We start from the raw sequence: 24,303 nt of genomic DNA on the forward strand, positions 1-24,303 counted from the left end.
CGGCACGGGTTTTGGCGGTGCGGTGCGGCGCTCCGTAGAATTCCCCGTTCGACAGCGGGCGCGATCCGGAGCGCCGCGACCAGAGGACCAGGGAACGGCAGCGGCGATGACGGCGACAGAGGACGGTCCGGCGACCACGGACGAGGTCGTGTACGGGCCCGGCATCGACCCCGAGCGGCTCGCCGTCTGCCTCGGCGTGCTGGAGGAACTCGACCGGCTGGAGGTCGACCACCCCGACGCGATCAGGGTGCGCCGGGCCACGTCGCACATCTACCGCACGGTCAAGCAGCGCCGCCGCCAGGAACGCCGGGCCGCCAAGACCGCCCACGACAAGGCGGTCACCGAGGCCACCGCGACCGGCTCCGCGCAGCGCATCGACGACGAGACCGAGGGCCTGCTGCCGTCGTCGGCCACCGGAGAGGGCCGGATCGCGGGAATACTCCAGCGCCCGCGTTCCTGCTACACCTGCAAGACCCGGTACGTCGAGGTCGACTACTTCTACCACCAGCTGTGTCCCGAGTGCGCCCGCGTCAACCGCGCCAAGCGCGAGGCGCGCGCCGACCTCACCGGCAAGCGCGCCCTGCTCACCGGCGGACGGGCCAAGATCGGCATGTACATCGCGCTGCGGCTGCTGCGCGACGGCGCCCACACCACCATCACCACACGGTTCCCGAAGGACGCCATCCGCCGCTTCAGGGCCATGGACGACTCCGCGGACTGGATCCACCGCCTGGAGGTCGTCGGGATCGACCTGCGCGACCCCGCCCAGGCCGTCGCCCTAGCCGAACAGGTCGCCGGGCAGGGCCCGCTGGACATCCTGATCAACAACGCGACGCAGACCGTACGCCGGCTGCCGTCCGCCTACGCGGCTCTCGTCGAGGGCGAGAGCGCCCCGCTGCCCGCCGGGGAACTGCCCGCGCACCACGTCATCGGCGCCTTCAACTCCGGTGCGGTCGACGGCCTGGCCGCGCTGCCCGCCGGGGTCGGCGGACTGGACGCGCAGAAGGTCGCCGACCTGGCGCTGGTCGCGGGCAACGCGAGCGTGGAGCGCCACCTCGACGGCACCGCCATCGACGCGGGCGGCCTGCTGCCGGACGTCGTGGAGAGCAACACCTGGGTGCAGAGCATCGACCAGATCTCACCGGTCGAGCTCCTGGAGACCCAGCTGTGCAACTACACCTCGCCGTTCATCCTGATCAGCGCGCTGCGGCCGGCGATGGCCGAGGCGGCGCGCCGGGCCCGGAGCAAGCGGGCCCACATCGTCAACGTCTCCGCCATGGAAGGCGTCTTCGGCCGCGGCTACAAGGGTGCGGGGCACCCCAACACCAACGCCGCCAAGGCCGCCATGAACATGGTGACGCGGACCAGCGCGCAGGAGATGTTCGACACCGACGGCATCCTGATGACCTCGGTCGACACCGGCTGGATCACCGACGAGCGCCCGCACTACGAGAAGCTGCGCCTGGCCGAGGCAGGCTTCCACGCACCGCTCGACCTCGTGGACGGCGCGGCCCGGGTGTACGACCCGATCGTGCTCGGCGAGAGCGGCGACGACGTGTACGGCGTGTTCCTCAAGGACTACGCGCCCGGCAAGTGGTGACGCCCGCGGCCGGGGCCGCCGGTCAGAACGGGGTCGTGTGGTCGGCGAGGTCCGACCAGGCGAGCCCGAAGATCAGCGCGGCCACGCCCAGCAGGAGCGCGGCCACGGCGACCGCGTAGAAGAGAACGATCTTCGCGGTGTCCTTGTGTTCCCCGACGGTGCGCCGACGGCGCGGGGGGAGTTCGGCCTGGCTCATGAGTGCCTCTCCTTCGTGGCAGCCTGCCAGGGCGTCCTGATCCGCCCGCCGGAGCAGGCTCCTCCCATGATCGCACCGGCGGCGGCCGCCCGCGCGTCCGGTCGCCAGGCACGGCGCGGGCCGTGACGGCGCGGGCCGCGACGTCGGGGGGCCATGACGGCGGGGGGCCATGACGGCGCGGGCCGCGACGTCGGCCGGGGCGCGTGACGGCCAGGCCGTCGACGGCGGCGGGGTTCACGGGGGCGGGAGGGGCGCGGCGAGCGCCGCGGGGGCACGGTTCCGGTCGTGGGCGCGGCGGCGCCGTGGTCCCGGGCGGCCGGGCTCAGTCCACCGCGCCCGGCCGGGAGTGCCGCGCGGCGAGCAGCTCCAGCAGGGTGCGCCAGTCGTCCAGCACGCCCGCGTCCAGCCCCGGCACGCGGGCGGCGTCGTCGGCCTGCCGCAGGGCCAGCGCCTCCTCGGCGAGCGGGTCGAGGGCGAAGGCGGCCGCCTCGGCGGCGGTCATCGGGCCGCCCGGCGCCGGGGCGGGGACACCTAGGTAGCGCCCTGCGGGCTCGTGCAGCCGCACCAGCCGGGACACGCGCTCGCCGAGCAGGGGCCGTACGGCGTCGGCGGCCAGGCGGGTGTGCCCGTCCGGGCGGCCGGCCCGCAGCACCCGGCCCACGTCGTGCACCAGTCCGGCGATCTGGAGCTCCTTGTCGGCGGGGTGGCCGCGCCGCAGCAGGGCCGCGGTCTGCAGGGAGTGCTCGTGCAGGTCGACCGGATCACCGGGGGAGCGGACACCCCGGCAGGCGCCCAGCAGTTCCATCAACTCGTCGACGGCGTGCAGCTCCATGAGTCCGTCCTCCGCGAGACAGCGGTAACGGTGTGCCAGCAGATCATGGCCGGCTTTCGGCCGGGCCAACGGAACCTGAACGTCCCCGCCTCCCCCCGTCCGTGAGCCGGTTCCACGAGTGACGGGAACAGAGCGGCGGGAACAAATGGCGGGAAATGTGTGGATCTTGGTAAAAAGGGTGCAGAACGCTCGCTCTCCGAACCCGTCCGACTTCGGTTGGTTACCCCGAATTTTCAGCGCGATCGAGCGGGCGGGCGCTCATTTGGTTATCCTGATCCGCGACGGACAGCAGTACGGGTCCTACCCACACCCACGGTCCGTCCCGGGACGAGCCGGTTCATCACGGTCTGTTCCCGCACCGATCGGCGCCACCGCGGCCGAGGTTCACCATCAGGCCCGAGCGGGCGTCAGGTGCCGGAAGCAGGACCGGCCGGACCCCCCGAGGGTGACCCGACACATAAGGAGTGCGCGGTGACACCGGAGACGACGAACCCCGATCAACGCCCCAAGGAACCCGCGGACCGGGCCGACCGCAGGCCCGGCAAGCCCGGCAAGCTCGGCAGCCTCGACGTGTGGGCCCGCTCGGCGCCGATCCGCCTCGCGGGATACGAGGACGACCTCGCCGAACCCCACATCCTGCCCAGCGTGGACTGAGCGGACGTCCTTGGCGCATGGGCGTGCGGGACCCACGCCCATGCCGAACCGGTCCGGCGCCGCCCCGGCCGGCCCGCGCGTCGCACCGAGCCCGGCACCGAGCCCGTCGCCCCGGCTGGCAGGTCAGCGCACACCGTCCAGCGGCGCCGTCCGCCGCCACGGGTGGAGTTCCTCCAACTGCTGTGCCATGTCCAGTAGTTGGACCTCCGACCCCGGCCCGGCGACCAGTTGCACGGCGCACGGCGCACCCGAGGGAAGCGTCCCGAACGGCACCGACATCGCAGGCCGGCCCGTCAGGTTCCAGGGCGGGGTCATCGGCGAGTAGGCGCTGTTCACCGCGATGTTGCGCAGCCAGCCCCGCTCGTGCCAGGGACCGGCCTCGGGGGAGCGGCGGGCCAGCGCGGGCATCAGCAGCACGTCGTGGTCCGCGAAGAACGGCTCCAGGCGGGCCCGCAGCGCCGCCCGGCCCGCCCCCGTCCGCACGCCCGCCGCGAAGCGGCGACCCACCGCGGCGTGCACCCGGGTGCGCCGCGCCAGCAGCTCCGGATCGAGCCCTCGCACGTCCACCGACGTGCCGGCGGTCCAGTGGGCGAGGGCCGTGAGGCCCAGCGACAGCGGGTAGGGCGGATCGGCGGGCCGCACCCGGTGCCCGGCACCGGCCAGCAGCCGGGCGGCCTCCCGCACGGCGTTCCGGTACGGCCGGGTCACCGGGATCCCGGCCAGCGGGCTGCGCAGGGACACCGCGACCGTGCGCGGCGCGGGCCCGGCGGCCGGGGCGAACTCCGCGTCCGCGAGCACCGACAGCATCAGGCGGGCGTCCTCCACGGTGGTCGCCAGCGGACCGTTCTCGGACATGCCGAACCAGTCGCCGTCGCTGATCCCGGCCGGCACCACCCCCGGCCCCGGCTTGAGGGTGACCAGCCCGCAGTTGGCGGCCGGGATGCGCAGCGACCCCATCCCGTCGTTGCCGAGCGCGATCGGTGCGAAGGCGGCCGCCACCGCGGCCGCGCTGCCGCCGGAGGAGCCGCCCGCGCTGCGGCTGGTGTCCCAGGGGTTGCGCGACGTGCCGTGGACGCCCTCGGTGGTGCCGAACACGCACAGTTCGGGCACGTTGGTCAGACCCACGACCACCGCGCCGGCCGCCCGCAGCCGTGCCACCGTCACATGGTCCTCGCCGGCCGGCGTCCCCGCAGTGGCCGCCGAGCCGACGCGCGTCGCCTCGCCGCGCACCGGCAGGTTGTCCTTGACCGCCACCGGCACGCCCGCCAGCGGCAGTCCGGCCAGATCGCCCCGGGCCGCCAGCTCGTCGGCCGCCGTCAGCGCGGACTCGGCGAGCACCGTACGGAACGCGCCGATCCGCGCGTCGAGCCGGTCGATCCGCGCCAGATGTCCGGCCACCACCTCCCGGGGCGTCACCCGCTTCTCGCGTACGGCGGCGGCGATGTCGGCGGCGGTCCGGCCCACCCAGCTGGTCACGGCGGCTCCTCGGTACGGGGGCTACTGGTGAGTACGTCGACGGTCCAGGGAGAACTCTGCCCGGGTGCGGGCCGTGCGTCGAGAGGTCCGGCGCCCGGACGCCGCCGGTGTGCACCCCGGGCCCCGCCCCGGCCGTGGCCTCGTCCCGGCCCCGGCCGGCCCCGTCTCGACGCGGCCGCACCGCGGCCTCACCCGGCCTCACCCCGGTCTGGCGGGGCCGGTGCTGTCGCGGCCGGTCAGGCGGGGAACCGGGACGCGTACCGTGCGGGCCGGGCCGCCGTCGAGCAGGGACGTCAGCTCGGCGGCCGCCGTCCGCCCGAACTCCACGCTGTCACGGGACAGCGCGGACAGCCGCGGCCGGACCATCCGGCACAGCGCGGAGTCCTCCCAGGCGACCAGCGACACGTCGCCGGGGACGGAGAAGCCCAGTTCGGCGGCGGCCGCGACGCCGGCCACGGCCATCACGTCGTTGTCGTAGACGAGGGCGGTCGGGGCCGGGGCCAGGGACAGCACCCGGCGGGTCACCGCGGCTCCCGCCGCGTCGGAGTAGTCGGTGGTCACCGACCGGACCTCGGTCAGGCCCAGCCGGTCCGCCTCCGCACGCAGGGTGCGGATGCGGCGCTCGGTGTGCGCGAGCCCGGCCAGGCCGGCGATGTGCACGATCCGGCGGTGGCCGAGGGCGTGCAGTTCGTCCACCACCGCGGCCATCGCCGCCGCGTCGTCGGCCCACACCCCCGACAGACCCGGGTGCCGCGCGTCCGGCGCGCCGCCGATCACCACCGCGGGCAGCCCCAGCTCGTCGAGCAGCCCCGGGCGCGGGTCGTCGGTCCGCGGGTCGGCCACCAGCAGGCCGTCCACGCGGTGCTCGGCCCACCACCGGCGGTACACCGCGCACTCGTCCGCCACATCCTCCACCACCTGGAACAGCAGCCCCAGATGACGCTCCGCGAGCACCTCCTGGACACCCGAGACGAGCTGCAGGAAGAAGGAGTCCACGCCCAGGCTGCCGGCCGGCCGGGCGAGCACCAGGCCGACGGTCGCCGCACCCTCCCCGGACAGTGCCCGCGCCGCCGTGCTGGGCCGCCAGCCCAGTTCCTCGGCGACCCGGCGCACCCGGGTGCGGGTCTCCTCCGAGACGCCGGGCCGGCCGTTCAGCGCGAAGGACACCGCGCTCTGGGAGACCCCGGCGTGCCGGGCGATGTCCCGCATCGTCGGCCTGCGGGCCGGCGCACGCTTTCCCCGCACCCTGCCCTCCCCTCGTCACGCAGCGGTTTTCGGACAGTGTGCTAATGCGCTTCAGTTCCGTCAACCTAATGCGTATTAGCCACTAAAGACATTAGTGGCGCGCGAGGCATTGACGGCCCTGAGCGGCGGCGTGCAAGGTCGGCGTCACTGGCCGAATCCACCGCAGCAAGGGGGCCGTTCCACCGTGCTCACATCCCCGTCCATGTCCCGCAGAACCCGTGCCTCACGCCAGGTCCGTACCACCCGGACCGCGCAGGCGGGCCGCAGCGGCCGCTCGCCGGCCGCCCGCAGCGCCCTCGCCGCCACCGCCGCACTCCTGGCCGTCCTGCCGCTGAGCGGCTGCGGCTCGGGCGGCTCCGGGGACTTTGGGGGCGACGCCTCCGGGAAGATCGAGGGCGACATCACCTTCCAGACCTGGAACCTGAGGGCGAACTTCAAGCCCTATTTCGAGGACCTGATCGCCGACTTCGAGAAGAAGTACCCCGGCACCGACGTCCGCTGGATCGACCAGCCCGCCGAGGGCTACGCCGACAAGATCAGCGCCGACGCCGCCGCCGGCGCCCTGCCCGACGTCGTCAACGTCTCCCCGGACCTCGTCGCCCCGCTGGCCAGGGCGGGCCTCGCCCTCGACCTGGACAAGGCCGCCGGGCAGTACCGCGAGGAGTACCTCGAAGGCGCCTGGAACGGGCACCGCATACCCGGCATGCCGGGGACGTACGCCTTCCCCTGGTACCTCAACACCGGCCCGCTCTTCTACAACAAGTCCCTCTTCGAGAAGGCCGGCCTGGACGCCGCGCAGCCGCCCGCGACCTACGACGAGCTGTTCGCCGACGCCCTGCAACTGGCGGAGCGCACCGACGGCAAGGTCGCCACCCTCGCCAACGTCCCCACCATCGAGGACTTCGGCCGCTACGGCGTCCCGCTGATGAACGACGACGGCACCGGCTTCTCCTTCAACGACGCCAAGGGCGTGGAACTCCTCACCAAGTACAAGGAGCTGTACGACGCCAAGGCGCTGGACCCGCAGGCGCTGACCGCCACGCCCGAGTCCGCCGGCAAGAAGTTCCTCACCCAGGCCGTCGCCATGAACCCCGGCAGCGCCCTGGACCTCGGCAACTTCAAGAAGCAGGCGCCGAGCCTGTACGAGAACATCGGGATCACCGACCAGATCACCAGCACCGGGCACGCCAACATGTACGTCATGGGCGTGATGGTCAACGCGCAGAGCAAGCGCACCCCGGCCGCGGTCGCCTTCGCGCACTTCGTCACCGACGCCGAGCACCAGATGTCGTTCGCCCGCCAGGTCGCCATCTTCCCCTCCACCGCCGGCTCGCTCGACGACCCCTACTTCACCGAGCAGGACGGCACCGACGAGACCCGGGTGCGGGTCGCCGCCGCCAAGTCCCTGAAGACGGCGGTCAACTACACGCCGGTGCTCTTCAGCGAGCAGATGAAGACCGAACTGCGCAACGCCGTCGCCCGTGCGCTCCAGGGGAAGGAGACTCCCCGGGAAGCTCTTGACAACGCTGTCAAGGCCTGTGACCGGCTGCTGAAGCAGCAGGGCTGACCGGCATGCCCCGCCCGGCCCCTCCGACCCCTCAGGCCCCCGCGGCCGGCCCGGCCGGCCCCGCCGCAGCCCGGGTGCGCCGCCAGCACGCCCTGAGCCCCTGGCTGTTCGCCGCCCCCGGGCTGCTCGTGGCCGCCGCGTTCGTGCTGTACCCGTTCGGGTCCACGCTGGTGAACTCCTTCACCGACCGGCGCACCCTGATCCCGGGGCGGTTCGTCGGTCTCGCGAACTACCGCGAGATGCTCGACGACGACATGTTCTGGACCGGCCTGCGCAACAGCACGCTCTACGTCCTCGGGGTCGTCCCCGCGCTGGTCGTCCTGCCGCTGCTGCTCGCCCTGCTGGTGCAGAAGAACATCCCCGGCATCACCTTCTTCCGCTCCGCGTTCTACACCCCCGTCGTCGCCTCCATCGTGGTGGTGGGCCTGATCTGGGTGTGGCTGCTGGATGAGCGGGGCCTGGTCAACGCACTCCTGGAGGCCGTCGGCGCCGGCCGGGTCGGCTTCCTCAGCGACCAGTGGCTGCTCCTGCTCAGCGCGATGGCCGTCACCGTCTGGAAAGGCCTCGGCTACTACATGATCATCTACCTGGCGGCGCTGGGGAACGTCCCCCGGGAACTGCACGAGGCCGCCGCCGTGGACGGCGCGGGCCCCGTCCGCCGCTTCCTCACCGTCACCGTGCCCGCCGTCCGCTCCACCATGGTCCTGGTCGCCGCGCTCTCCTCGGTCGCCGCGTTCAAGGTGTTCTCCGAGGTGTACCTGATGGCCGGGCCCAGCGGCGGACCCGCCGGCGAGGACACCACCCTCGTCATGCTCGTCCAGCGCACCGGCACCGGCCTGACCGGCCGGGTCGGCTACGCCTCCGCACTGTCCGTGGTGGTGTTCGCCGTCACCGTCGCCCTGATGCTCCTGGTGCTGCGCGCCGGCCGGAGGGCGGACACATGAGCGTCCTCGACCGGCCCCGGACCGCCCCCGCACCCGGCGCCCCGCGGGAGCCCGCGCGCCGGCCCCGCCTCACCGACGAGCACGGCCGCCGCCTGCGGACCGGCGAACTCGCCCTGCGCTACCTGCTGCTGCTCGCCGTGCTCGCGCTGACCGTCGGCCCGTTCCTGTGGCAGCTGTCGACCTCGCTCAAGGGCCCCACCGAGGACATCTACGGCTCCCCGCCCCGCTTCCTGCCCGCCGACCCCACCCTGCACCACTACGAACGCGTCACCCAGACCATCCCGGTCTGGGACTACGCCCTGAACTCCCTGAAGGTCGCCACCGCCAACGTCGTCACCAACTGCGTCGGCTCCGCCCTCGCCGGGTACGCACTCGCCCGGCTGCGCTACCGGGGCCGCCGGGCCGCCACCCTCGCCTTCGTCCTCGCGATGCTCGTACCGGTCGAGGGCGTCATCATCGCCCAGTTCACCACCATGCGCGAACTCGGCCTGAACGACACCCTCGTGGGCGTCCTGCTGCCCGGCTCGGTCGCCGCCCTCAACGTCCTGCTCATGCGGAACGCCTTCCTCGCGCTGCCGCAGGAGGTCGAGGACGCCGCGTTCGTCGACGGGGCGAACGTCTGGCAGCGGTTCCTGCGGGTCGCGCTGCCGTCCGTCAAGGGCACCGTCGCCGTCGTGGCGATCTTCTCGTTCATGGGCGCCTGGGACGACTTCCTGTGGCCGCTCATCGTGCTCAGCGACCCCGACCACTTCACCCTCACCATCGGCCTCAACTACCTGCACGGCACCTTCGCCAACGACGAACGCCTCGTCGCCGCCGGCACCGTCATCGCCGTGGCGCCGCTGATCGCGCTGTTCGCCTGCCTCCAGCGGTACTTCTTCCGCGGAGTCGGCGAGGGCGCGGTGAAGGGCTGACACCTCCCGCCGTCCGACCAGCTCCCGCGAGGACCCCCGCATGCCTGCTGCCGTGCGCTTCGGCGTCAACTACACCCCCAGCGAAGGGTGGTTCCACCACTGGCTCGACTTCGACCTCGACTCCGTACGCGCCGACCTGGACTCCGTCGCCGCGCTCGGCCTGGACCACGTCCGGGTCTTCCCGATCTGGCCCTACTTCCAGCCGAACCGCTCCCTGATCCGGCCGCGCGCCGTGGAGCAGCTGACCCAGCTCGTCGACGCCGCCCGGGAACGCGGCCTCGACGTCGCCGTGGACGGACTCCAGGGCCATCTCAGCAGCTTCGACTTCCTGCCCGCCTGGACCCGGACCTGGCACCGGCACAACCTGTTCACCGACCCCGGCGTCCTCGAAGCGCAGGCCGCCTACCTGCGCACCCTCGCCGCCGCGCTGGCCGGAAAGCCCAACTTCCTCGGCCTCACCCTCGGCAACGAGATCAACCAGTTCGCCGGCGACCCCCACCCCGACCCCGACCGCGCCACCGCCGACGAGATCGACGCCTGGCTGGAGCGGATGCTGGCCGCCTGCGAGGAGGGCGCGCCCGGCCGGCTCCATCTGCACGCCGAGTACGACGCCACCTGGTTCCGCGACGACCAGCCGTTCACACCCCGGCAGGCCGCCCGGAGCGGCGCCGTCACCGCCGTGCACTCCTGGGTGTTCAACGGCACCGCCCAGCGCCACGGCCGCACCTCCCTGCCCACCGAGCACCACGCCGCCTACCTCGTCGAACTCGCCAAGGCCTGGGCCGGCGAGGCGCACCGCCCCGTCTGGCTCCAGGAGGTCGGCGCCCCCGCCCCGCTGATCCCGCCCGAGCACGCGGCCGCCTTCACCGCCGCCACCGTCGCCAACGCCCTGGACTGCCCGGACCTCTGGGGCATCACCTGGTGGTGCTCCCACGACGTCTCCCGCTCCCTCGCCGACTTCCCCGAACTGGAGTACGGCTTGGGGCTGCTGACCAACGACCGGCGCCCCAAGGAAGCGGCCCACGCCCTGTCCCGCGCGGCCGCCGCCGCCGCGGCGTCCCCCCGCCCCCGCCCCCGCACCACCGCGCTCGTCGTCCCCGCCGACCCGGCCGCACGCTCGCGCTGCGCACCCGGCGGGCCCGTCTTCGACGCCTTCTTCCGGCTCACCGCCGACGGGGCCCGCCCCACCACCGTCCTCGACACCCGCGCCGGCGACCCCGAGCACCTCGCCGCCCGCGGCATCACCGAGACCGTCACGCCCGACCAGGTACGGCCCGCCCCCCACCCGATCCCCGGAGGGACCCGCCCGTGAACCCCGCCCGACGCACCCTGCTGGCCGCCGGCACCGCCGCCGCACTGCTGCCGGCCCTGCCCGCCCCCGCCGCTGCCGCCGGCCGCTCCGCGGACCCGGGCACCGGCACGCCGGCCGGCGCCGTCCCGCCGTACGCCTCCTACTGGTACCCCGACGCGCTGCCCGACGGCACGCCCGGCCCCGGCATCACCTGGCGCAGCCTGAAGGACTGGCGCGCCGCCGACGACCCCGACCTCGCCCTCAACGCCTCCACCGTCCCGCTCGCCCCCCGCTTCACCCCCGCCGCCGCCAACGCCACCGCCCGTGACGGCGAGGCCCGCATCCAGGCACTGGTCTCCTTCGCGCCGACCGCCGCCAACCCGTCGCAGGGCTCCGCCACCGCCGACTACTACGCCCTCACCCACTGGGCCTACCTCGACGAGCTCGTCTTCTGGGGCGGCTCGTCCGGCGAGGGACTCGTGCTGGCCCCCAACGCGCCGATCGTGGACGCGGCCCACCGGCACGGCGTCCGCGTCCTCGGCAACGTCTTCCTGCCGCCCACCGTCTACGGCGGCCGACTGAGCTGGACCCGCGACCTGGTCCAGCGGGACGCCGCCGGCCGCTACCCGCTGGCCGCGCAACTCGTCGAGGTCGCCACCGCGTACGGGTTCGACGGATGGTTCGTCAACGCCGAGACCGGCGGCGGCAACGCCGCGCTCGGCGCGGCCGTGCTGGGCTTCGTCGCCGAGCTGAGAACGCTGGCCGCGGCCCGCGGCCAGCGCGTGACCTGGTACGACGCGATGACGGTGAACGGCACCGTGAGCTGGCAGGGCGGCCTCACCGCCGCGAACGAGCCGTTCTTCGCCGCCGCCGACGACATGTTCGTCGACTTCCGCTGGACCGCCGGCCGGCTCGCGTCCTCCGGACAGCGCGCCGAGCAGCTGGGCCGCAGCCGCTACGCGCTGCTGGCCGGCGTCGACGTCGAGTCCAACGGCTGGAACACCCGCGTCGACTGGGACGCCATGGTGCCCGCCGACGCGCCCGACGTGGTCTCCGTCGGCTTCTACCGGCCCGAGTGGACCCGCAACCACCTCCCGGACGACGCCCGCGCGCCGGAGGACTTCCACGCCGCGGACGACCGCTTCTGGACCGGACGCTCGCTGGACCCGACCCGGCCGGACCCCGCCGACCCGTGGCGGGCCCCCGCCGCCGTGGTCGCCGACCGCTCGACGGTGACCCGGCTGCCGTTCGCCAGCGTGTTCAACACCGGCCACGGCCTGCGCTGGTACGAGCGGGGGCAGGTCACCTCGGACCGGCCGTGGAACCACCTGGGCCTGCAGGACCGGCTGCCGTCCCGCCGCTGGGCCGTGCACACCGACGGCACCCGCCCCGCCGTGGCCTTCGACTTCGCCGACGCCTGGCAGGGCGGGAGCAGCGTCCTGGTCACGGGGGAGCTGGACGCGCCCGTGGTGCTGGACCTCTACGCCACCCGGCTCGGCCTCACCGCGGACACCGTGGCCGAGGTGACGTACCGGCTGGACGCGGGCAGCGCCGGAGTCGAGCTGGCGGCGGCCGCGCGGGAGCCGCAGCCGGGGCCGGCCGCACCGCCGTACACCTTCCTGCCGGTCCCCCCGCCCGCCGGGCGCCTGCGCCCTGCCCGGGACACGGCGCAGGCGGAGCACCCGGACGCCGGCAGCCCGCCCGGGCCGCGCGGCGCCGCGGCAGCGCACCCCCGGCCGGTGAACGGCTGGCACACCGCCACCGTCCCGCTCCGGGACCTCGCCCGGACCGGCGGCACCCTGCACGCCCTGGGCGTCCGTCTCACCCCGGCACCCGGATCCGGCCCCGTGCGCTGGCGGCTCGGCCGGATCGCCGTGCGCAGCGCACCGCCCGCGCGCCCGGCCGCCCCCCGCTGCTTCCGCGTCACCGCCGCCACCGGCGGCGACCTGCGCCTCGCCTGGAACCCCGCCCCCGGCGGGGTACGCCACCACACCCTGGACCGCCTCCTGCCCGACGGCACCCGCCGCCACCTCGGCGGCACCTGCCAGAGCGCCTTCTTCGTCGAAGGACTCACCCCGGAGCAGGGCGAACGCGCGGCGCGGTTCGAACTGCGCGCCGTGGGGGAGCTGTACACCTCGTCGGCCCCCGCCACCGTGACCCACACCTGGTAGCACCGAGACCACCCACGGAGCACCCCACATGCATGACGACCGCACTCTCGTCGAGGCCCGGCTGCGGCGCGTCCTCGACGAACGCATCCGCCCCGCCGTGTACCCCGCGTCCGTGCCGCTGGACGTGGCCGTCTGGCACGCCCCGGACGAGCCGGTCCCGGTCGCCGAGGGCATCGCGGCCGAGCCCCGGCCGACCGGGACGGGCGCCCGGTGGGGTGCTCCCTGGGGAACCAGCTGGTTCCGGGTGACCGGGACCGTGCCCGAGGAGTGGGCCGGCCGCACCGTCGAGGCCGTCCTCGACCTCGGATTCGACGAGAACATGCCCGGCTTCCAGTGCGAGGGCCTCGTCTACCGGCCCGACGGCACCCCCGTCAAGGGCCTCAACCCGCGCAACCAGTGGGTGCGGATCGCCGCGCCCGCCGAGGGCGGGGAGGAGGTGCGCCTGCACATCGAGGCCGCCTCCAACCCCGTCATCCTGGACTACCACCCCTTCCGGCCCACCCCCCTCGGGGACAAGGACACCGCGGGTGGCGAACCGCAGTACACCCTCGCCCGGATGGACCTCGCCGTCTTCGACGACACCGTCTGGGAGCTGGTCCTCGACCTGGAGGTGCTCGGCGAACTGATGGCGGAGCTGCCCGCCGACGCCCCCCGCCGCTGGGAGATCCTCCGCTGCGTCGAGCAGGCCCTGGACGCCGTCGACCTCCAGGACGTCAACGCCACCGCGGAGCAGGCCCGTTCGCTGCTGGGGCCCGCACTGTCCGCGCCCGCCGCACCCTCCGCCCACCGCATCAGCGCCGTCGGCCACGCGCACATCGACTCGGCCTGGCTGTGGCCGCTGCGCGAGACCGTCCGCAAGGTCGCCCGCACCACCGCCAACATGACCGCCCTGCTGGAGGACGAGCCCGACTTCGTCTTCGCCATGTCGCAGGCGCAGCAGTGGGCGTGGGTGAAGGAGCACCGGCCCGAGGTGTGGGCGAGGGTCCGCAAGGCCGTCGCGGACGGCCGGTTCGTGCCCGCCGGCGGCATGTGGGTGGAGTCCGACACCAACATGCCCGGCTCGGAGGCCATGGCCCGTCAGTTCGTGCACGGCAAACGGTTCTTCATCGAGGAATTCGGCGTCGACAACGACGAGGCCTGGCTCCCCGACACCTTCGGCTTCGCCGCCGGCCTGCCGCAGATCATCAAGGCGGCGGGCACCACCCGGCTGCTCACCCAGAAGATCTCCTGGTCGCAGACGAACTCCTTCCCCCACCACACCTTCCGCTGGGAGGGCATCGACGGCACCCGCATCTTCACCCACTTCCCGCCCGTCGACACCTACAACTGCTCCATGAAGGGCAGCGAGATCGCCCACGCCGCCCGCAACTTCAAGGACAAGGGCGTCGCCCGCCACTCCCTGGCCCCCACCGGCTGGGGCGACGGAGGCGGCGGCACCACCCGGGAGATGGTCGGCAAGGCCGCCCGCCTGCGCGACCTGGAGGGCTCGGCCACCGTCACCTGGGAGACCCCCTCCGCGTTCTTCGCCAAGGCCGAGGCCGAGTACCCCGAACCCCCGGTCTGGGTCGGCGAGCTCTACCTCGAACTGCACCGCGCCACCCTGACCAGCCAGGCCCAGACCAAGCAGGGCAACCGGCGCAGCGAACACCTCCTGCACGAGGCCGAACTGTGGGCGGCGACCGCCGCGGTGCGCACCGGCCACCCCTACCCCTACGAGGACCTCGACCGCATCTGGAAGACGGTCCTGCTGCACCAGTTCCACGACATCCTGCCCGGCTCCTCCATCGCCTGGGTGCACCGGGAGGCCCGCCAGACCTACGCCCGCGTGGCCGGGGAGCTGAACGGCATCATCGACGCCGCGCAGCGCGCCCTGGCGGGGGACGGCACCAGGGAACTCCTCTTCAACGCCGCCCCGCACACCCGCGCGGGCGTCCCCGCCGGAGCCGCCGGCACCCCGGACGCCCCGCCGCGAGCGGCCGTGACGCCCCGCCCGGACGGCGGATTCGTCCTCGCCAACGGGATGCTGCGGGCCGAGGTCGACGCCGCCGGACTCGTCGTCTCCGTGTACGACATCGAGGCCGGCCGCGAGACCGTCGCCCCCGGCCGGGCCGCGAACCTCCTCCAGCTCCACCCGGACTTCCCGAACATGTGGGACGCCTGGGACGTCGACCGGTTCTACCGGAACACCGTCACCGACCTCACCGACGCCGACGAGGTCGCGGCCGCCGAGGACGGCACCGGCGTGCGGGTCGTCCGCACCTTCGGCTCGTCCCGCGTCACCCAGCTGCTCTCCGTGCCTCCGGGGGAGAAGCGGCTGGTGCTGGACACCGAGGTCGACTGGCACGAGACGGAGAAGTTCCTCAAGCTCGCCTTCCCGCTGGACGTGCACGCCGAACGGTACGCCTCGGAGACCCAGTACGGGCATGTGCACCGGCCCACCCACACCAACACCAGCTGGGAGGCGGCCAAGTTCGAGGCCTGCAACCACCGCTTCGTGCACCTCGCGGAACCCGGCTGGGGCGTGGCGGTCGTCAACGACTCCACCTACGGCCACGACGTCACCCGCGACGTGCGCACGGAGGGCGACCTCGGCACCACCACCACGGTCCGTGTCTCACTGCTGCGCGCCCCCCGTTTCCCGGACCCGGAGACCGACCAGGGCGTCCACCGCTTCCGGCACGCGCTGGTACCGGGCGCGGAGATCGCCGACGCGGTCCGCGAGGGATGGCGGGTGAACCTCCCCGAGCGCCGGCTGACCGGAGCGGCCGACGTCGCCCCGCTGATCGCGGTCGACCGGGACGCCGTCGTGGTCACGGCCGTGAAGCTGGCCGACGACGGCAGCGGGGACGTGGTCGTGCGGTTCCACGAGGCCCACGGCGGCCGCTGCCGCGCCACTCTCGCCCCCGGCTTCGAGGCGACCGGGGCCGAGGTCACCGACCTGCTGGAACGCCCCCTGCCGGGGAGGCCCGCGCCGCGCCTGGACGCGGGCCGGATCACCGTCGGCCTCAGGCCCTTCGAGCTGGTGACGCTGCGGCTGAAGCGGGCCTGACGGAGTGCGGCCGGGGCGGCGCGGCCCGTCGCCCCGGCCCGGCCAGGCGTTCCACCGGAGGGTCGTCCCCCGCCTTGACCGGCCGCCTTCGTCCCGGCCTGCCGTCCGCCGTCCGCGGCGGTCGTCCGCCGCCCCCCGGCGGCTGCCGGGCGCCGGCCGGTCCAGCCCTTCGCCCGTCGTTCCGGCCGCGCGGACCGCTCCGGGTCAGCCCGGCTCCGGGCCGGCCCCGCGGGCGGGTGCCGACAGCCGGGTCGGCGGCAGGTACTCGCGTACGTACGTCCGCTGCCAGCACGCCCCGGTCTCCCGCAGCTCCCGCCACGTCGTGTACCGGTAGCGGAACAGCCGGGCCCGCACGTACCGGGGCGGGGCGTCCGGCGGGAACGGCGAGCGGCGCAGCAGCCGCAGCGTCGCCCGGTCGCCCTCCAGCAGGCGCTCCACGAACGCGCCGAACCATTCTCCGGCGTAGGCGGGGGACAGCCCGGCGAACCACATCAGCCAGTCCAGCCGCAGATGGTAGGGCGCGAACTGGCGTGGCCAGCGCCGGGGGTCTCCCGGCTTGCCCCGGAACTCGTACTCCCGCCAGTCGGACCCGGGGCGCGGCGTGTCGTCCCGGGTGCCCTCGACCACCACCTCGTACCGGATCTGGTTGACGCTGCCGAACGCGCCGTAGGTGTTGACGAGATGCAGCGGGTCGAAGGAGCGGTTCATCACCTGCCGCCGGGACACCATGTTCCGCACCGGCTGAACGCTCAGCACGAGGAGCAGCGCGGCCACGGCGAGCACCAGGACCTCGTACCAGAGCGGCGCCCCGGGCGTGGACGGGGGGTCCGCCGGGAAGCGCACCGCCGACAGCGCCAGCACCACGGTGATCCAGTTCAGCCAGGCGAAGTTCCCGGACAGCAGCAGCCACAGCTGGGTGACGATCATCAGCGTGGCGGCCACCGAGGCCACCGGCTGAGGAGTGAACAGCAGGAAGGGCACACCCAGTTGGACGACATGGTTGGCACCCGCCTCCACCCGGTGCAGCGGACGGGGCAGGTGATGGAAGAACCAGCTGAGCGGGCCGGGCATCGGCTGGGTCTCGTGGTGGTGGTACAGGCACGTCAGGTTCCGCCAGCAGGGGTCGCCGCGCATCTTGATCAGACCCGCGCCGAACTCCACCCGGAACAGGATCCAGCGCAGCAGGAACAGCACCACGACCGGAGGGGCGACCTCCTCGTTGCCGAGGAACACGGCCAGGAAGCCCACCTCCAGGAGCAGGGACTCCCACCCGAACGCGTACCAGGTCTGACCGACGTTGACCACCGACAGGTACAGCGCCCACGGCACCAGCCACAGCAGCATCCCGCCCCACAGCGGCAGCAGCGAGTCCAGCCCGGCGAGCAGCGCCGCGGACACCGCGCAGCCCGCCCCGGCGCAGCCCGCGAAGAAGCGGTCGGAGTAGTGCAGCCGGAACAGGCTGGGGGCCCGCCGGAAGGGCACCAGGGCCACGAAGCGGGGGATCGGCAGCAGGCCGCGCTCGCCCATCAGGGGGCGGAACTGCCGGAGCGCGGCCAGGAAGGCCACGAGATACACGGCGGCCAGGGCCCGCTGGAAGACCAGCCGGGTCATCCAGTAGTCGGGTGCGGCGAACCAGTCCACGGCCGTGCTCCTCTCCTTCACATTGTCGCGGACGGAACAGAACGAGACGGCACGGAACGGGGCGGCATGAAGCGGGGCGGCATGAAGCGGGGCGGAACAGAACGAGACGGTATGAAGCGGGGCGGCACGGAACGGGGCGGGCGGGACCGAGCCGGGCGGGGACGGTGGGTACGGCGGGGACGGCGGGGGCTCGGGGACGGTGGGGCCGCGGATCCGCGGGCGGCCGCACGCCTCCGGGGGCAGGACTCCGGGCACCCCCTTTCGTCACGTTCTGTGAGGGAATGGCCCTCGTGTGTGACCCAGGGTGAGTGAAGCAGGTGCGGGCAGGGCGGGGACCGAGGCCGGGCGGAGGAGGGCGGCGCCGTCACCCGTCCGCCCCCGGCCGGTCCGCCTCCCGGACCCGGCCACCGGGACGGCCCGACGGCCCGGCCCCCCCGCCCGGCCACCGGTGACTCTCCGGGGCCCTGCGCGCCACCCGGTGAGCGGCGCTGCGGCACGGCACACCCGGTCCGAACGGGGCGCGTGCGGAGCGCATCCGAGGCGCATCCGGGGTGCACTCCGGTCGCATCCGGGGCCGGATCCCGGTCGCCCCGGGGGCGGATGCGGGGCACGTCCGGGACCGGGGGAGCCCCGCGCAGGCCGGTCGATCCCACTCGAAGAATCCGGCGAACCCTGGCAAGGTGGCTCCATGGGTGATCGGGGAGCAGGCGCGCTGTCACTCCCGGACGACTGGCCCGCCCACGCGAAAGCGGTCCTCGTGCTGAACCGCATGGGCAGCTTCGACTGGGACCTGGACACCGGCCTGATGGTGATGGACGCCCAGGCCCACGCGGTCTTCGACGTGCTGCCCGAGGAGTTCGACGGCCGCCCCGAGACGCTCGACCAGCGGGTACCGGCCGACGAGGGGCGCCGTCTCGACGCGGCCGTCTCGCAGGCGCTGAAGGACGGCAGCGAGAACTACGGCGCCTACTTCCGGGTCCGCTGCCGCGACGGCGCCCTGCGCTGGACGCACACCCAGGGCTACATCCGGCGCGACGAGACCGGCCGGCCGCGCCGGATCATCGGCATCGTCCGCGACGCCACCCAGGAACTCACCGACATCGCCTCCCGCCGCGAGCGCCTCGAACTCGACGACGCGCTGCGCGAGCAGACCAACGTCGTGCAGGTCGCCACGGCCGCACTGGCCCATGCCCGCACCGTCCAGGACGTCATCGACGTCCTCAAGGACACCCACGGGCTCACCCACCTCGGCGCCACCAGCCTGGTGATGGGCCTGGTGGAGGGAGACCGCATCCGGCTCATCGCCGAGGGGCCCGCGGGCAGCTTCGTGCCCGGCACCGACGTCACCGGCATCGACGAGCCGTACCCGATGAGCGAGGTGGTGCGCACGCTGACCCCGCGCTTCATCGAGTCCTCCGAGGAGTTCGCGACCGGCTACCCGATCCTCTGGCCGCACATCACCGACCTGCGGATCACGTCCGCGGCCTATCTGCCGCTGATCGTGCAGGCCCGCCCGATCGGTGCGATGGGCCTGCTCTACAGCAACCGCAGCGGCTTCACCTCCGAGGAACGCACCATCCTCGTCGCCCTCGGCAGCAGCATCGCGCAGAGCCTGCAACGCGCCATGTTCTACGAGCAGGAGAGCGACATCGCCCAGGGCCTCCAGCAGGCCATGCTGCCCCGCACCATCCCCAGCGTGCGCGGCGCGGACGTCGCCGTCCGCTACCGCGCCGCCACCATCGGCGGCTCCCAGGGCCGCGACATCGGCGGCGACTGGTACGACCTGATCCCGCTGCCCGGCGGCCGGGTCGGCGCCGTCATCGGGGACGTGCAGGGCCACGACACCCACGCCGCCGCCGTCATGGGCCAGCTGCGGATCGTGCTGCGCGCCTACGCGGCCGAGGGCCACACCCCCGCCACCGTGATCGCCCGCGCCTCGGTCTTCCTGCACGAACTCGACACCGACCGCTTCGCGACCTGCCTGTACGCCGAGGCCGACCTGGCCACCGGTGTCGTCCAGGTGGTCCGGGCCGGACACATCGACCCGTTCGTCCGGCTGGACGGCGGCAGCTGCCGCCGCGTCCGGGTGGACGGCGGGCTGCCGCTCGGCCTGTCCGCGGAGTTCGGCGGCCTGAGCTACCCGGTCTCCACCATCGAGCTGGACCCCGGCGACACCCTGCTGCTGTGCACCGACGGTCTGGTCGAGCTGCCCGGCAGCGACCTCGACGACGGCATGGACGCCCTCGCCTCGCTCATCGCGGCCGGCCCGGAGGACGTGCGGCACCTGGCCGACATGCTCATCGACCTCGCCGAGGAACGCGGTGGTGACGACGACGTGGCCCTGCTCCTGCTGCGCCGCCGCGGCGTGGAAGCCCCCGACGGACGCGGCCGGCTGCAGCAGCACGTCGCGCCCGGAGACCCCGAGGCCCTGCACGAGGCCCGGCACATGGTCCGGACCGCGGTCCGCGCCTGGGGCGCCCGGGACCGCGCCGACGAGATCGAACTCGCCGCCGACGAGCTGATCACCAACGCCCTGATGCACACCGAGGGCGCCGCCATCGTCACCCTGCGGGCGCTGGCCGGCGGCCGCAGGCTCCGCGTCGAGGTCGAGGACTCCTCCAGCGCCCTGCCGCGCCCCCGGGACGCGGGCGAGTCGGGGGTCTCGGGACGCGGGCTGATGCTGGTCGACCTGCTCGCCGACGACTGGGGGGTGGAGGCGCGCGGCGGCGGCAAGTGCGTGTGGTGCGAGTTCGAGGTCGTGCAGCCGGGCTGAGCACGGCCGGTGCCGGTGGCACCCTGGACACATGCCGGAACTCCCCGAGGTCGAAGCACTCAAGGACTTCCTCACCGGACACCTGACCGGTGAGCGGATCGTGCGCGTGCTGCCGGTCGCGGTCAGTGTCCTGAAGACCTACGATCCGCCGCCGGCGGCCGTCGAGGGCCGCACGGTCACCGCGGTGCGGCGCCGGGGCAAGTTCCTGGCGCTGGCCACCGACGGCGGGCCGTACCTGGTCACCCATCTGGCGCGGGCGGGCTGGCTGCAGTGGAAGGACCGCCTCCCGGACGGCATGCCCCGGCCCGGCAGGGGCCCCCTCGCCCTGCGCGTCGCCCTGGAGACCGGCGCGGGCTTCGACCTGACGGAGGCGGGCACCCAGAAGCGCCTGGCGGTGTACGTCGTGGCGGACCCGGAGGAGGTGCCCGGCATCGCCCGGCTGGGCCCCGACCCGCTGGCCGGCGACTTCGACGAGAGCGCGTTCGCCGCGCTCCTCGCGGACGAGCGCCGCCAGGTCAAGGGCGCCCTGCGCGACCAGAGCCTGATCGCGGGCGTCGGCAACGCCTACAGCGACGAGATCCTGCACGCGGCCCGGATGTCGCCGTTCAAACGGGCCGCCACGCTCACCCCGGAGGAGACCGCGACGCTCTACGAGGCGCTGCGCACCACGCTCACCGACGCCGTGGAGCGGTCCCGGGGGCTGGCGGCGGGGCGCCTGAAGGCGGAGAAGAAGAGCGGGATGCGCGTCCACGGCCGCACCGGCCTGCCCTGCCCGGTGTGCGGCGACACCGTGCGGGAGGTCTCCTTCAGCGACTCCTCGCTCCAGTACTGCCCCACCTGCCAGACCGGTGGCAGGCCGCTCGCCGACCGCCGGCTGTCCCGGCTGCTGAAGTAGGCCCGGCCGCACTGTCGGTGGGGTGCCCTACGCTGGGCGGCACATGATCCACGCATGAGCCATGCGAGTGACCCGCCTGGAGGCCCCGCCGTGACCACGCTGCCCGACCGCCCGAACAGCGCCCTGCTCGTCATCGACTTCCAGAACGACGTCGTGGCCGCCGCGCACGACCGCGAGGGTGTCGCCGCCAACATCGCCGCCCTGGTGGAGCGGGCCCGCGGCGAGGGGGTCGACGTGGTCTGGGTGCAGCACTCCGACGAGGAACTGCCGCGCGGCAGCAAGGGCTGGGAGCTGGCGCCGGAGCTGGTGCGCGCCGGCACCGAGCCCCTCGTGCACAAGTGCTACCGGGACTCCTTCGAGGACACCGACCTGGAGGAGGTGCTGGCCGGGCGGGGCGTCGGCCGGATCTTCGTCACCGGCGCCCAGACCGACGCCTGCATACGCTCCACCGTGCACGGCGCCTTCACCCGCGGCTACGACGTGTTCCTGGTCGGGGACGCCCACACCACCGAGGACCTGACGGCCTACGGAGCCCCCGCCCCGGCCCAGGTCATCGCCCACACCAACTTCTACTGGCAGGGCCAGAGCGCCCCGGGCCGCACCGCGGGCACGCTCGCCACCGCCGAGGTGGACTTCACGGGCTGACCTCGACGGGGGCCGGCGGGCGCGGGTGGTCCCCAGCGGGCGGCGGGGGTGGACGGGACCGGGCGCCGGATCACCGCGGCCGGGCCCCGGGTCAGCGGGTCGGGATGCTGACCAGCCGTTCCCCGGCCGTGGTACGGACCTCGTAGCGGGCGGTCTCGTCGGGCCGCAGGGCCGCGCCGCCGTGGGTGGAGGTGGGGCGCGCGTCGCGCGGGGACGCGGTCCAGGTGGTGACGGTCTCCTCGGAGCCGTCGCGGCCGATCGCGATGAGCCGGCACACCCGCGGTCCGGCGGCGTCCTTGACCACCAGCGCCACGTGGCTGCCCCAGGGCTCCGCCTGCGCGGTCACCCGCGCCCACACCCCCGACCGCTCGTCGGCCGCCTCGACGCTGAGCGCTCCGTCCCCGCCGCCCGCGGTCGCCGCGATCACGGGCCCGGCCACGGCCAGCACCACCACGGCCGCCACCGCGTAGAGCAGCCGCCGGCGCCGGACCCGGCTGCGGGCGGCGACCTCGCGCAGACAGCGGTCCAGCAGACGCCCTCCGGGCGCCGCCATGGGGTGCACGGAGCGCGGGGTGGCGTTGCGGTAGAGCATCAACTGCCGGGTGACCGGGCCGAACTCGGCCACCTGCGTCGTACACCGCGGGCATTCCATGAGGTGGTCCTCGAAGCGGAAGGCCTCCGCCTCGTCGAGCACGCCGAGCGCGTAGGCGGCGACATCGCCATGCTTCTGAAGGGACCTCATACCGAATCCTCGTGCCGTTGAGTACGGGTGGGGTTACGCGTTGCTCCCCTCCGTACGCACCGGACCACCGAATCACTCAAGCCACGAGGGAATCGGGCCCGGAGGATTCGGAGCCGTACCGCCGGCGGATTGGTCGCCGCCGGAAAAACGTCGGAATCGCTCCGACCACAGGGTCACCGCGGGCCGTCGCCTCGTCGGAAGGGGGCCGGTGCCGCGCCGGCGGACCCGCCGCCTGCCGACCGCGTGCGGGCCGCCCCGCGCATCCCTCCGGGCCTCCGCAGCCGCGCCGTCCGAGGAGCTGTCCCGGCCCGCCCGCGGCCGGGGCGGGCCGGACGGGTGTCAGAAGAGGCTGATGGCGAGGTGCCCCAGCGGCAGGCCCAGCTGCCATGCCGGGGTCCACACCTTCGGACCCTCGTCCTCGCCCGCCCCGCCGCCCGGCACCGCGTTGAGGTCCGGGGCGAGCAGTTCGGTCTCCTCCAGCCAGCGCCAGGCGGCCACGGCGAGGCCGAGGTCGGGCGCCGGGTCCCCGCCCGCCGGCGCCTCCTCGGCCAGCTCGGCCAGACGCCGCTGCACCCAGTCCTGCCACGGCTGGTCGTAGGCCGTCAGCGACATCCACGTCTCCAGCTGGGTGATGACCCGGATGCCGGACAGCTCGCCCTCGGTGTCGGAGAGGAAGACGGTCAGCGCCAGCGCGTCCCGGCCGGCCCGGAACTCGAACGACGTCGGGGGCATCAGATCCCCGGACCGCAGGAGCTCGTCGGCGATGTACTCGGCGTACAGCCAGGCCATGGGAACGGCGAGTTCCCCGCCGTCGTGGCCGTCCGTGCTCGGGTGACCTCTGTCCAGCATCCCTTCCTGCCTTCCTCCGGTGCGTGCGCGACGCCCGGCCCCGGGTCCCCGTCCTGTCGGAGAGGAGGACCCATCCGGAACACGGATGAGGACAGCCGATTACCCAACCGGGGTCCCGGGCAAGGCGCTTTACGGAGGCTTGACCTGACGGTCGGTTTCACCGCAGGTCGGCCGCGTATCCGGGCAGCACTCGGCGCAGGGCGCGCAGCGCGTAGTACGCGCGGGACTTCACGGTACCGGGTGGGATTCCCAGGGTTTCGGCGGCTTCCGCCACACTCGCCCCGTGGAAATACACCAGCACCAGGACTTCACGGTGCTCCGGAGTGAGGGTTTTCACAGCCTCGCGGACGTCCACCGCGGCGGCCGATCTCTCGGCGTGGTCGGCGCACACCCGCGCGCTCTCCAGCACGGCGTCCCCGACCTCGGCCGGGCGGGCCTGCCGGGCCCGGCGGGCGTCGATGGCGAGCCGCCGCGCCACGGTGAGCAGCCAGGGCCGCACGGAGTCGAAGGCGTCCGCGCGCAGCGCCTCGGGATGCCGCCAGGCCCGTACGAGGGTCTCCTGCACGAGGTCCTCGGCGCGCTGCCGGTCGCCGTCGCAGAGCCGCAGGAGCAGCGCGAAGAGAGGCCGGCCGTGCTCCCGCTGCAAGGCGGCGAGCTCGTGCTCGGCGGTCGTCGTCCCGGTGGTGAGCGTGGTCACGGCCGTCATGGGCGTATGCCACCGCAGGGAACGCGGCCGGGACAGATCGCGTACCCGGGTGTGCGGCGGACGGTCGAACGCGTCGACGAGCGCGTCGACGAACGGTCGGACGAACGGTCACC

At 74.0% G+C, this 24,303-nt stretch carries 19 protein-coding genes; 11 read left to right on the forward strand and 8 right to left on the reverse strand.

Annotated elements, in window-relative coordinates; translation table 11 throughout:
- Positions 1-106 precede the first annotated feature (106 nt).
- Entirely contained in the window at positions 107-1,600 is a 1,494-nt protein-coding gene (locus tag AC5K6T_RS12545) for an SDR family NAD(P)-dependent oxidoreductase (RefSeq protein WP_493208479.1), read from the forward strand.
- A 22-nt stretch (positions 1,601-1,622) separates the two neighbouring features.
- Here AC5K6T_RS12545 and AC5K6T_RS12550 read toward each other — a convergent pair whose 3' ends face one another.
- Entirely contained in the window at positions 1,623-1,796 is a 174-nt protein-coding gene (locus tag AC5K6T_RS12550; RefSeq protein ID WP_493208480.1) for a hypothetical protein, read from the reverse strand.
- Positions 1,797-2,118: 322 nt separating this feature from the next.
- A complete protein-coding gene (locus tag AC5K6T_RS12555; RefSeq protein WP_493208481.1) occupies positions 2,119-2,628 on the reverse strand; it encodes an HD domain-containing protein in 510 nt (169 codons plus the stop codon).
- A gap of 471 nt (positions 2,629-3,099) precedes the next feature.
- On the opposite strand from AC5K6T_RS12555, the gene AC5K6T_RS12560 reads away from it, so the two are divergent.
- Positions 3,100-3,282, forward strand: a complete 183-nt coding sequence (locus AC5K6T_RS12560) for a hypothetical protein (protein ID WP_493208482.1) — start codon at positions 3,100-3,102, stop codon at positions 3,280-3,282.
- A gap of 123 nt (positions 3,283-3,405) precedes the next feature.
- Here the strand turns inward: AC5K6T_RS12560 and AC5K6T_RS12565 are convergent, their stop codons facing one another.
- Complete coding sequence (locus AC5K6T_RS12565; RefSeq protein WP_493208484.1) at positions 3,406-4,758, reverse strand: amidase; 1,353 nt, start codon at positions 4,756-4,758, stop codon at positions 3,406-3,408.
- A 198-nt stretch (positions 4,759-4,956) separates the two neighbouring features.
- Entirely contained in the window at positions 4,957-5,967 is a 1,011-nt protein-coding gene (locus tag AC5K6T_RS12570) for a LacI family DNA-binding transcriptional regulator (protein WP_493209325.1), read from the reverse strand.
- Positions 5,968-6,205: 238 nt separating this feature from the next.
- Here AC5K6T_RS12570 and AC5K6T_RS12575 point away from each other — a divergent pair, with 238 nt between their 5' ends.
- Genes AC5K6T_RS12575 through AC5K6T_RS12600 form a run of 6 tightly spaced genes read left to right on the forward strand, consistent with a single transcriptional unit; the run spans position 6,206 to position 15,939 of the window.
- Positions 6,206-7,570 (forward strand): ABC transporter substrate-binding protein, encoded by a 1,365-nt coding sequence (locus tag AC5K6T_RS12575; RefSeq protein WP_493208485.1) that lies wholly within the window; start codon positions 6,206-6,208, stop codon positions 7,568-7,570.
- A gap of 5 nt (positions 7,571-7,575) precedes the next feature.
- On the forward strand, positions 7,576-8,514 hold the full coding sequence (locus AC5K6T_RS12580) for a carbohydrate ABC transporter permease (protein WP_493208487.1): 939 nt from the start codon (positions 7,576-7,578) through the stop codon (positions 8,512-8,514).
- A complete protein-coding gene (locus AC5K6T_RS12585) occupies positions 8,511-9,428 on the forward strand; it encodes a carbohydrate ABC transporter permease (protein ID WP_493208489.1) in 918 nt (305 codons plus the stop codon). Before AC5K6T_RS12580 ends, AC5K6T_RS12585 begins: the two co-directional genes overlap by 4 nt.
- Positions 9,429-9,468: 40 nt before the next feature.
- Entirely contained in the window at positions 9,469-10,740 is a 1,272-nt protein-coding gene (locus AC5K6T_RS12590) for a glycoside hydrolase 5 family protein (protein WP_493208491.1), read from the forward strand.
- Complete coding sequence (locus tag AC5K6T_RS12595) at positions 10,737-12,890, forward strand: endo-beta-N-acetylglucosaminidase (protein WP_493208492.1); 2,154 nt, start codon at positions 10,737-10,739, stop codon at positions 12,888-12,890. The genes AC5K6T_RS12590 and AC5K6T_RS12595 overlap by 4 nt, the downstream gene beginning before the upstream one ends.
- 28 nt (positions 12,891-12,918) lie before the next feature.
- Entirely contained in the window at positions 12,919-15,939 is a 3,021-nt protein-coding gene (locus AC5K6T_RS12600; protein ID WP_493208493.1) for an alpha-mannosidase, read from the forward strand.
- A gap of 204 nt (positions 15,940-16,143) precedes the next feature.
- Here AC5K6T_RS12600 and AC5K6T_RS12605 read toward each other — a convergent pair whose 3' ends face one another.
- Entirely contained in the window at positions 16,144-17,580 is a 1,437-nt protein-coding gene (locus tag AC5K6T_RS12605; protein ID WP_493208495.1) for a lipase maturation factor family protein, read from the reverse strand.
- Between the two features lie 688 nt (positions 17,581-18,268).
- On the opposite strand from AC5K6T_RS12605, the gene AC5K6T_RS12610 reads away from it, so the two are divergent.
- From AC5K6T_RS12610 to AC5K6T_RS12620, 3 genes are all read left to right on the forward strand, one after another.
- Positions 18,269-20,353, forward strand: coding sequence for a SpoIIE family protein phosphatase (locus tag AC5K6T_RS12610; RefSeq protein WP_493208496.1), 2,085 nt, complete (start codon positions 18,269-18,271; stop codon positions 20,351-20,353).
- Positions 20,354-20,384: 31 nt separating this feature from the next.
- Positions 20,385-21,248, forward strand: coding sequence for an Fpg/Nei family DNA glycosylase (locus AC5K6T_RS12615; RefSeq protein WP_493208497.1), 864 nt, complete (start codon positions 20,385-20,387; stop codon positions 21,246-21,248).
- Positions 21,249-21,338: 90 nt separating this feature from the next.
- Positions 21,339-21,893: an isochorismatase family protein gene (locus AC5K6T_RS12620; protein ID WP_493209326.1), complete on the forward strand. Its 555-nt coding sequence runs from the start codon at positions 21,339-21,341 to the stop codon at positions 21,891-21,893.
- A gap of 91 nt (positions 21,894-21,984) precedes the next feature.
- Here AC5K6T_RS12620 and AC5K6T_RS12625 read toward each other — a convergent pair whose 3' ends face one another.
- The 3 genes from AC5K6T_RS12625 to AC5K6T_RS12635 all read right to left on the reverse strand — a co-directional run bounded on the left by AC5K6T_RS12625 (position 21,985) and on the right by AC5K6T_RS12635 (position 24,190).
- Positions 21,985-22,635 carry a zf-HC2 domain-containing protein gene (locus AC5K6T_RS12625; protein ID WP_493208499.1) on the reverse strand — a complete coding sequence of 217 codons (651 nt, stop codon included), beginning with the start codon at positions 22,633-22,635 and terminating at the stop codon, positions 21,985-21,987.
- Between the two features lie 339 nt (positions 22,636-22,974).
- A complete protein-coding gene (locus tag AC5K6T_RS12630) occupies positions 22,975-23,484 on the reverse strand; it encodes a hypothetical protein (RefSeq protein ID WP_493208501.1) in 510 nt (169 codons plus the stop codon).
- A 157-nt stretch (positions 23,485-23,641) separates the two neighbouring features.
- On the reverse strand, positions 23,642-24,190 hold the full coding sequence (locus tag AC5K6T_RS12635) for a sigma-70 family RNA polymerase sigma factor (protein WP_493208502.1): 549 nt from the start codon (positions 24,188-24,190) through the stop codon (positions 23,642-23,644).
- Positions 24,191-24,303 lie beyond the last annotated feature (113 nt).

The sequence above is a fragment of the Streptomyces sp. B8-7 genome, assembly GCF_058833805.1.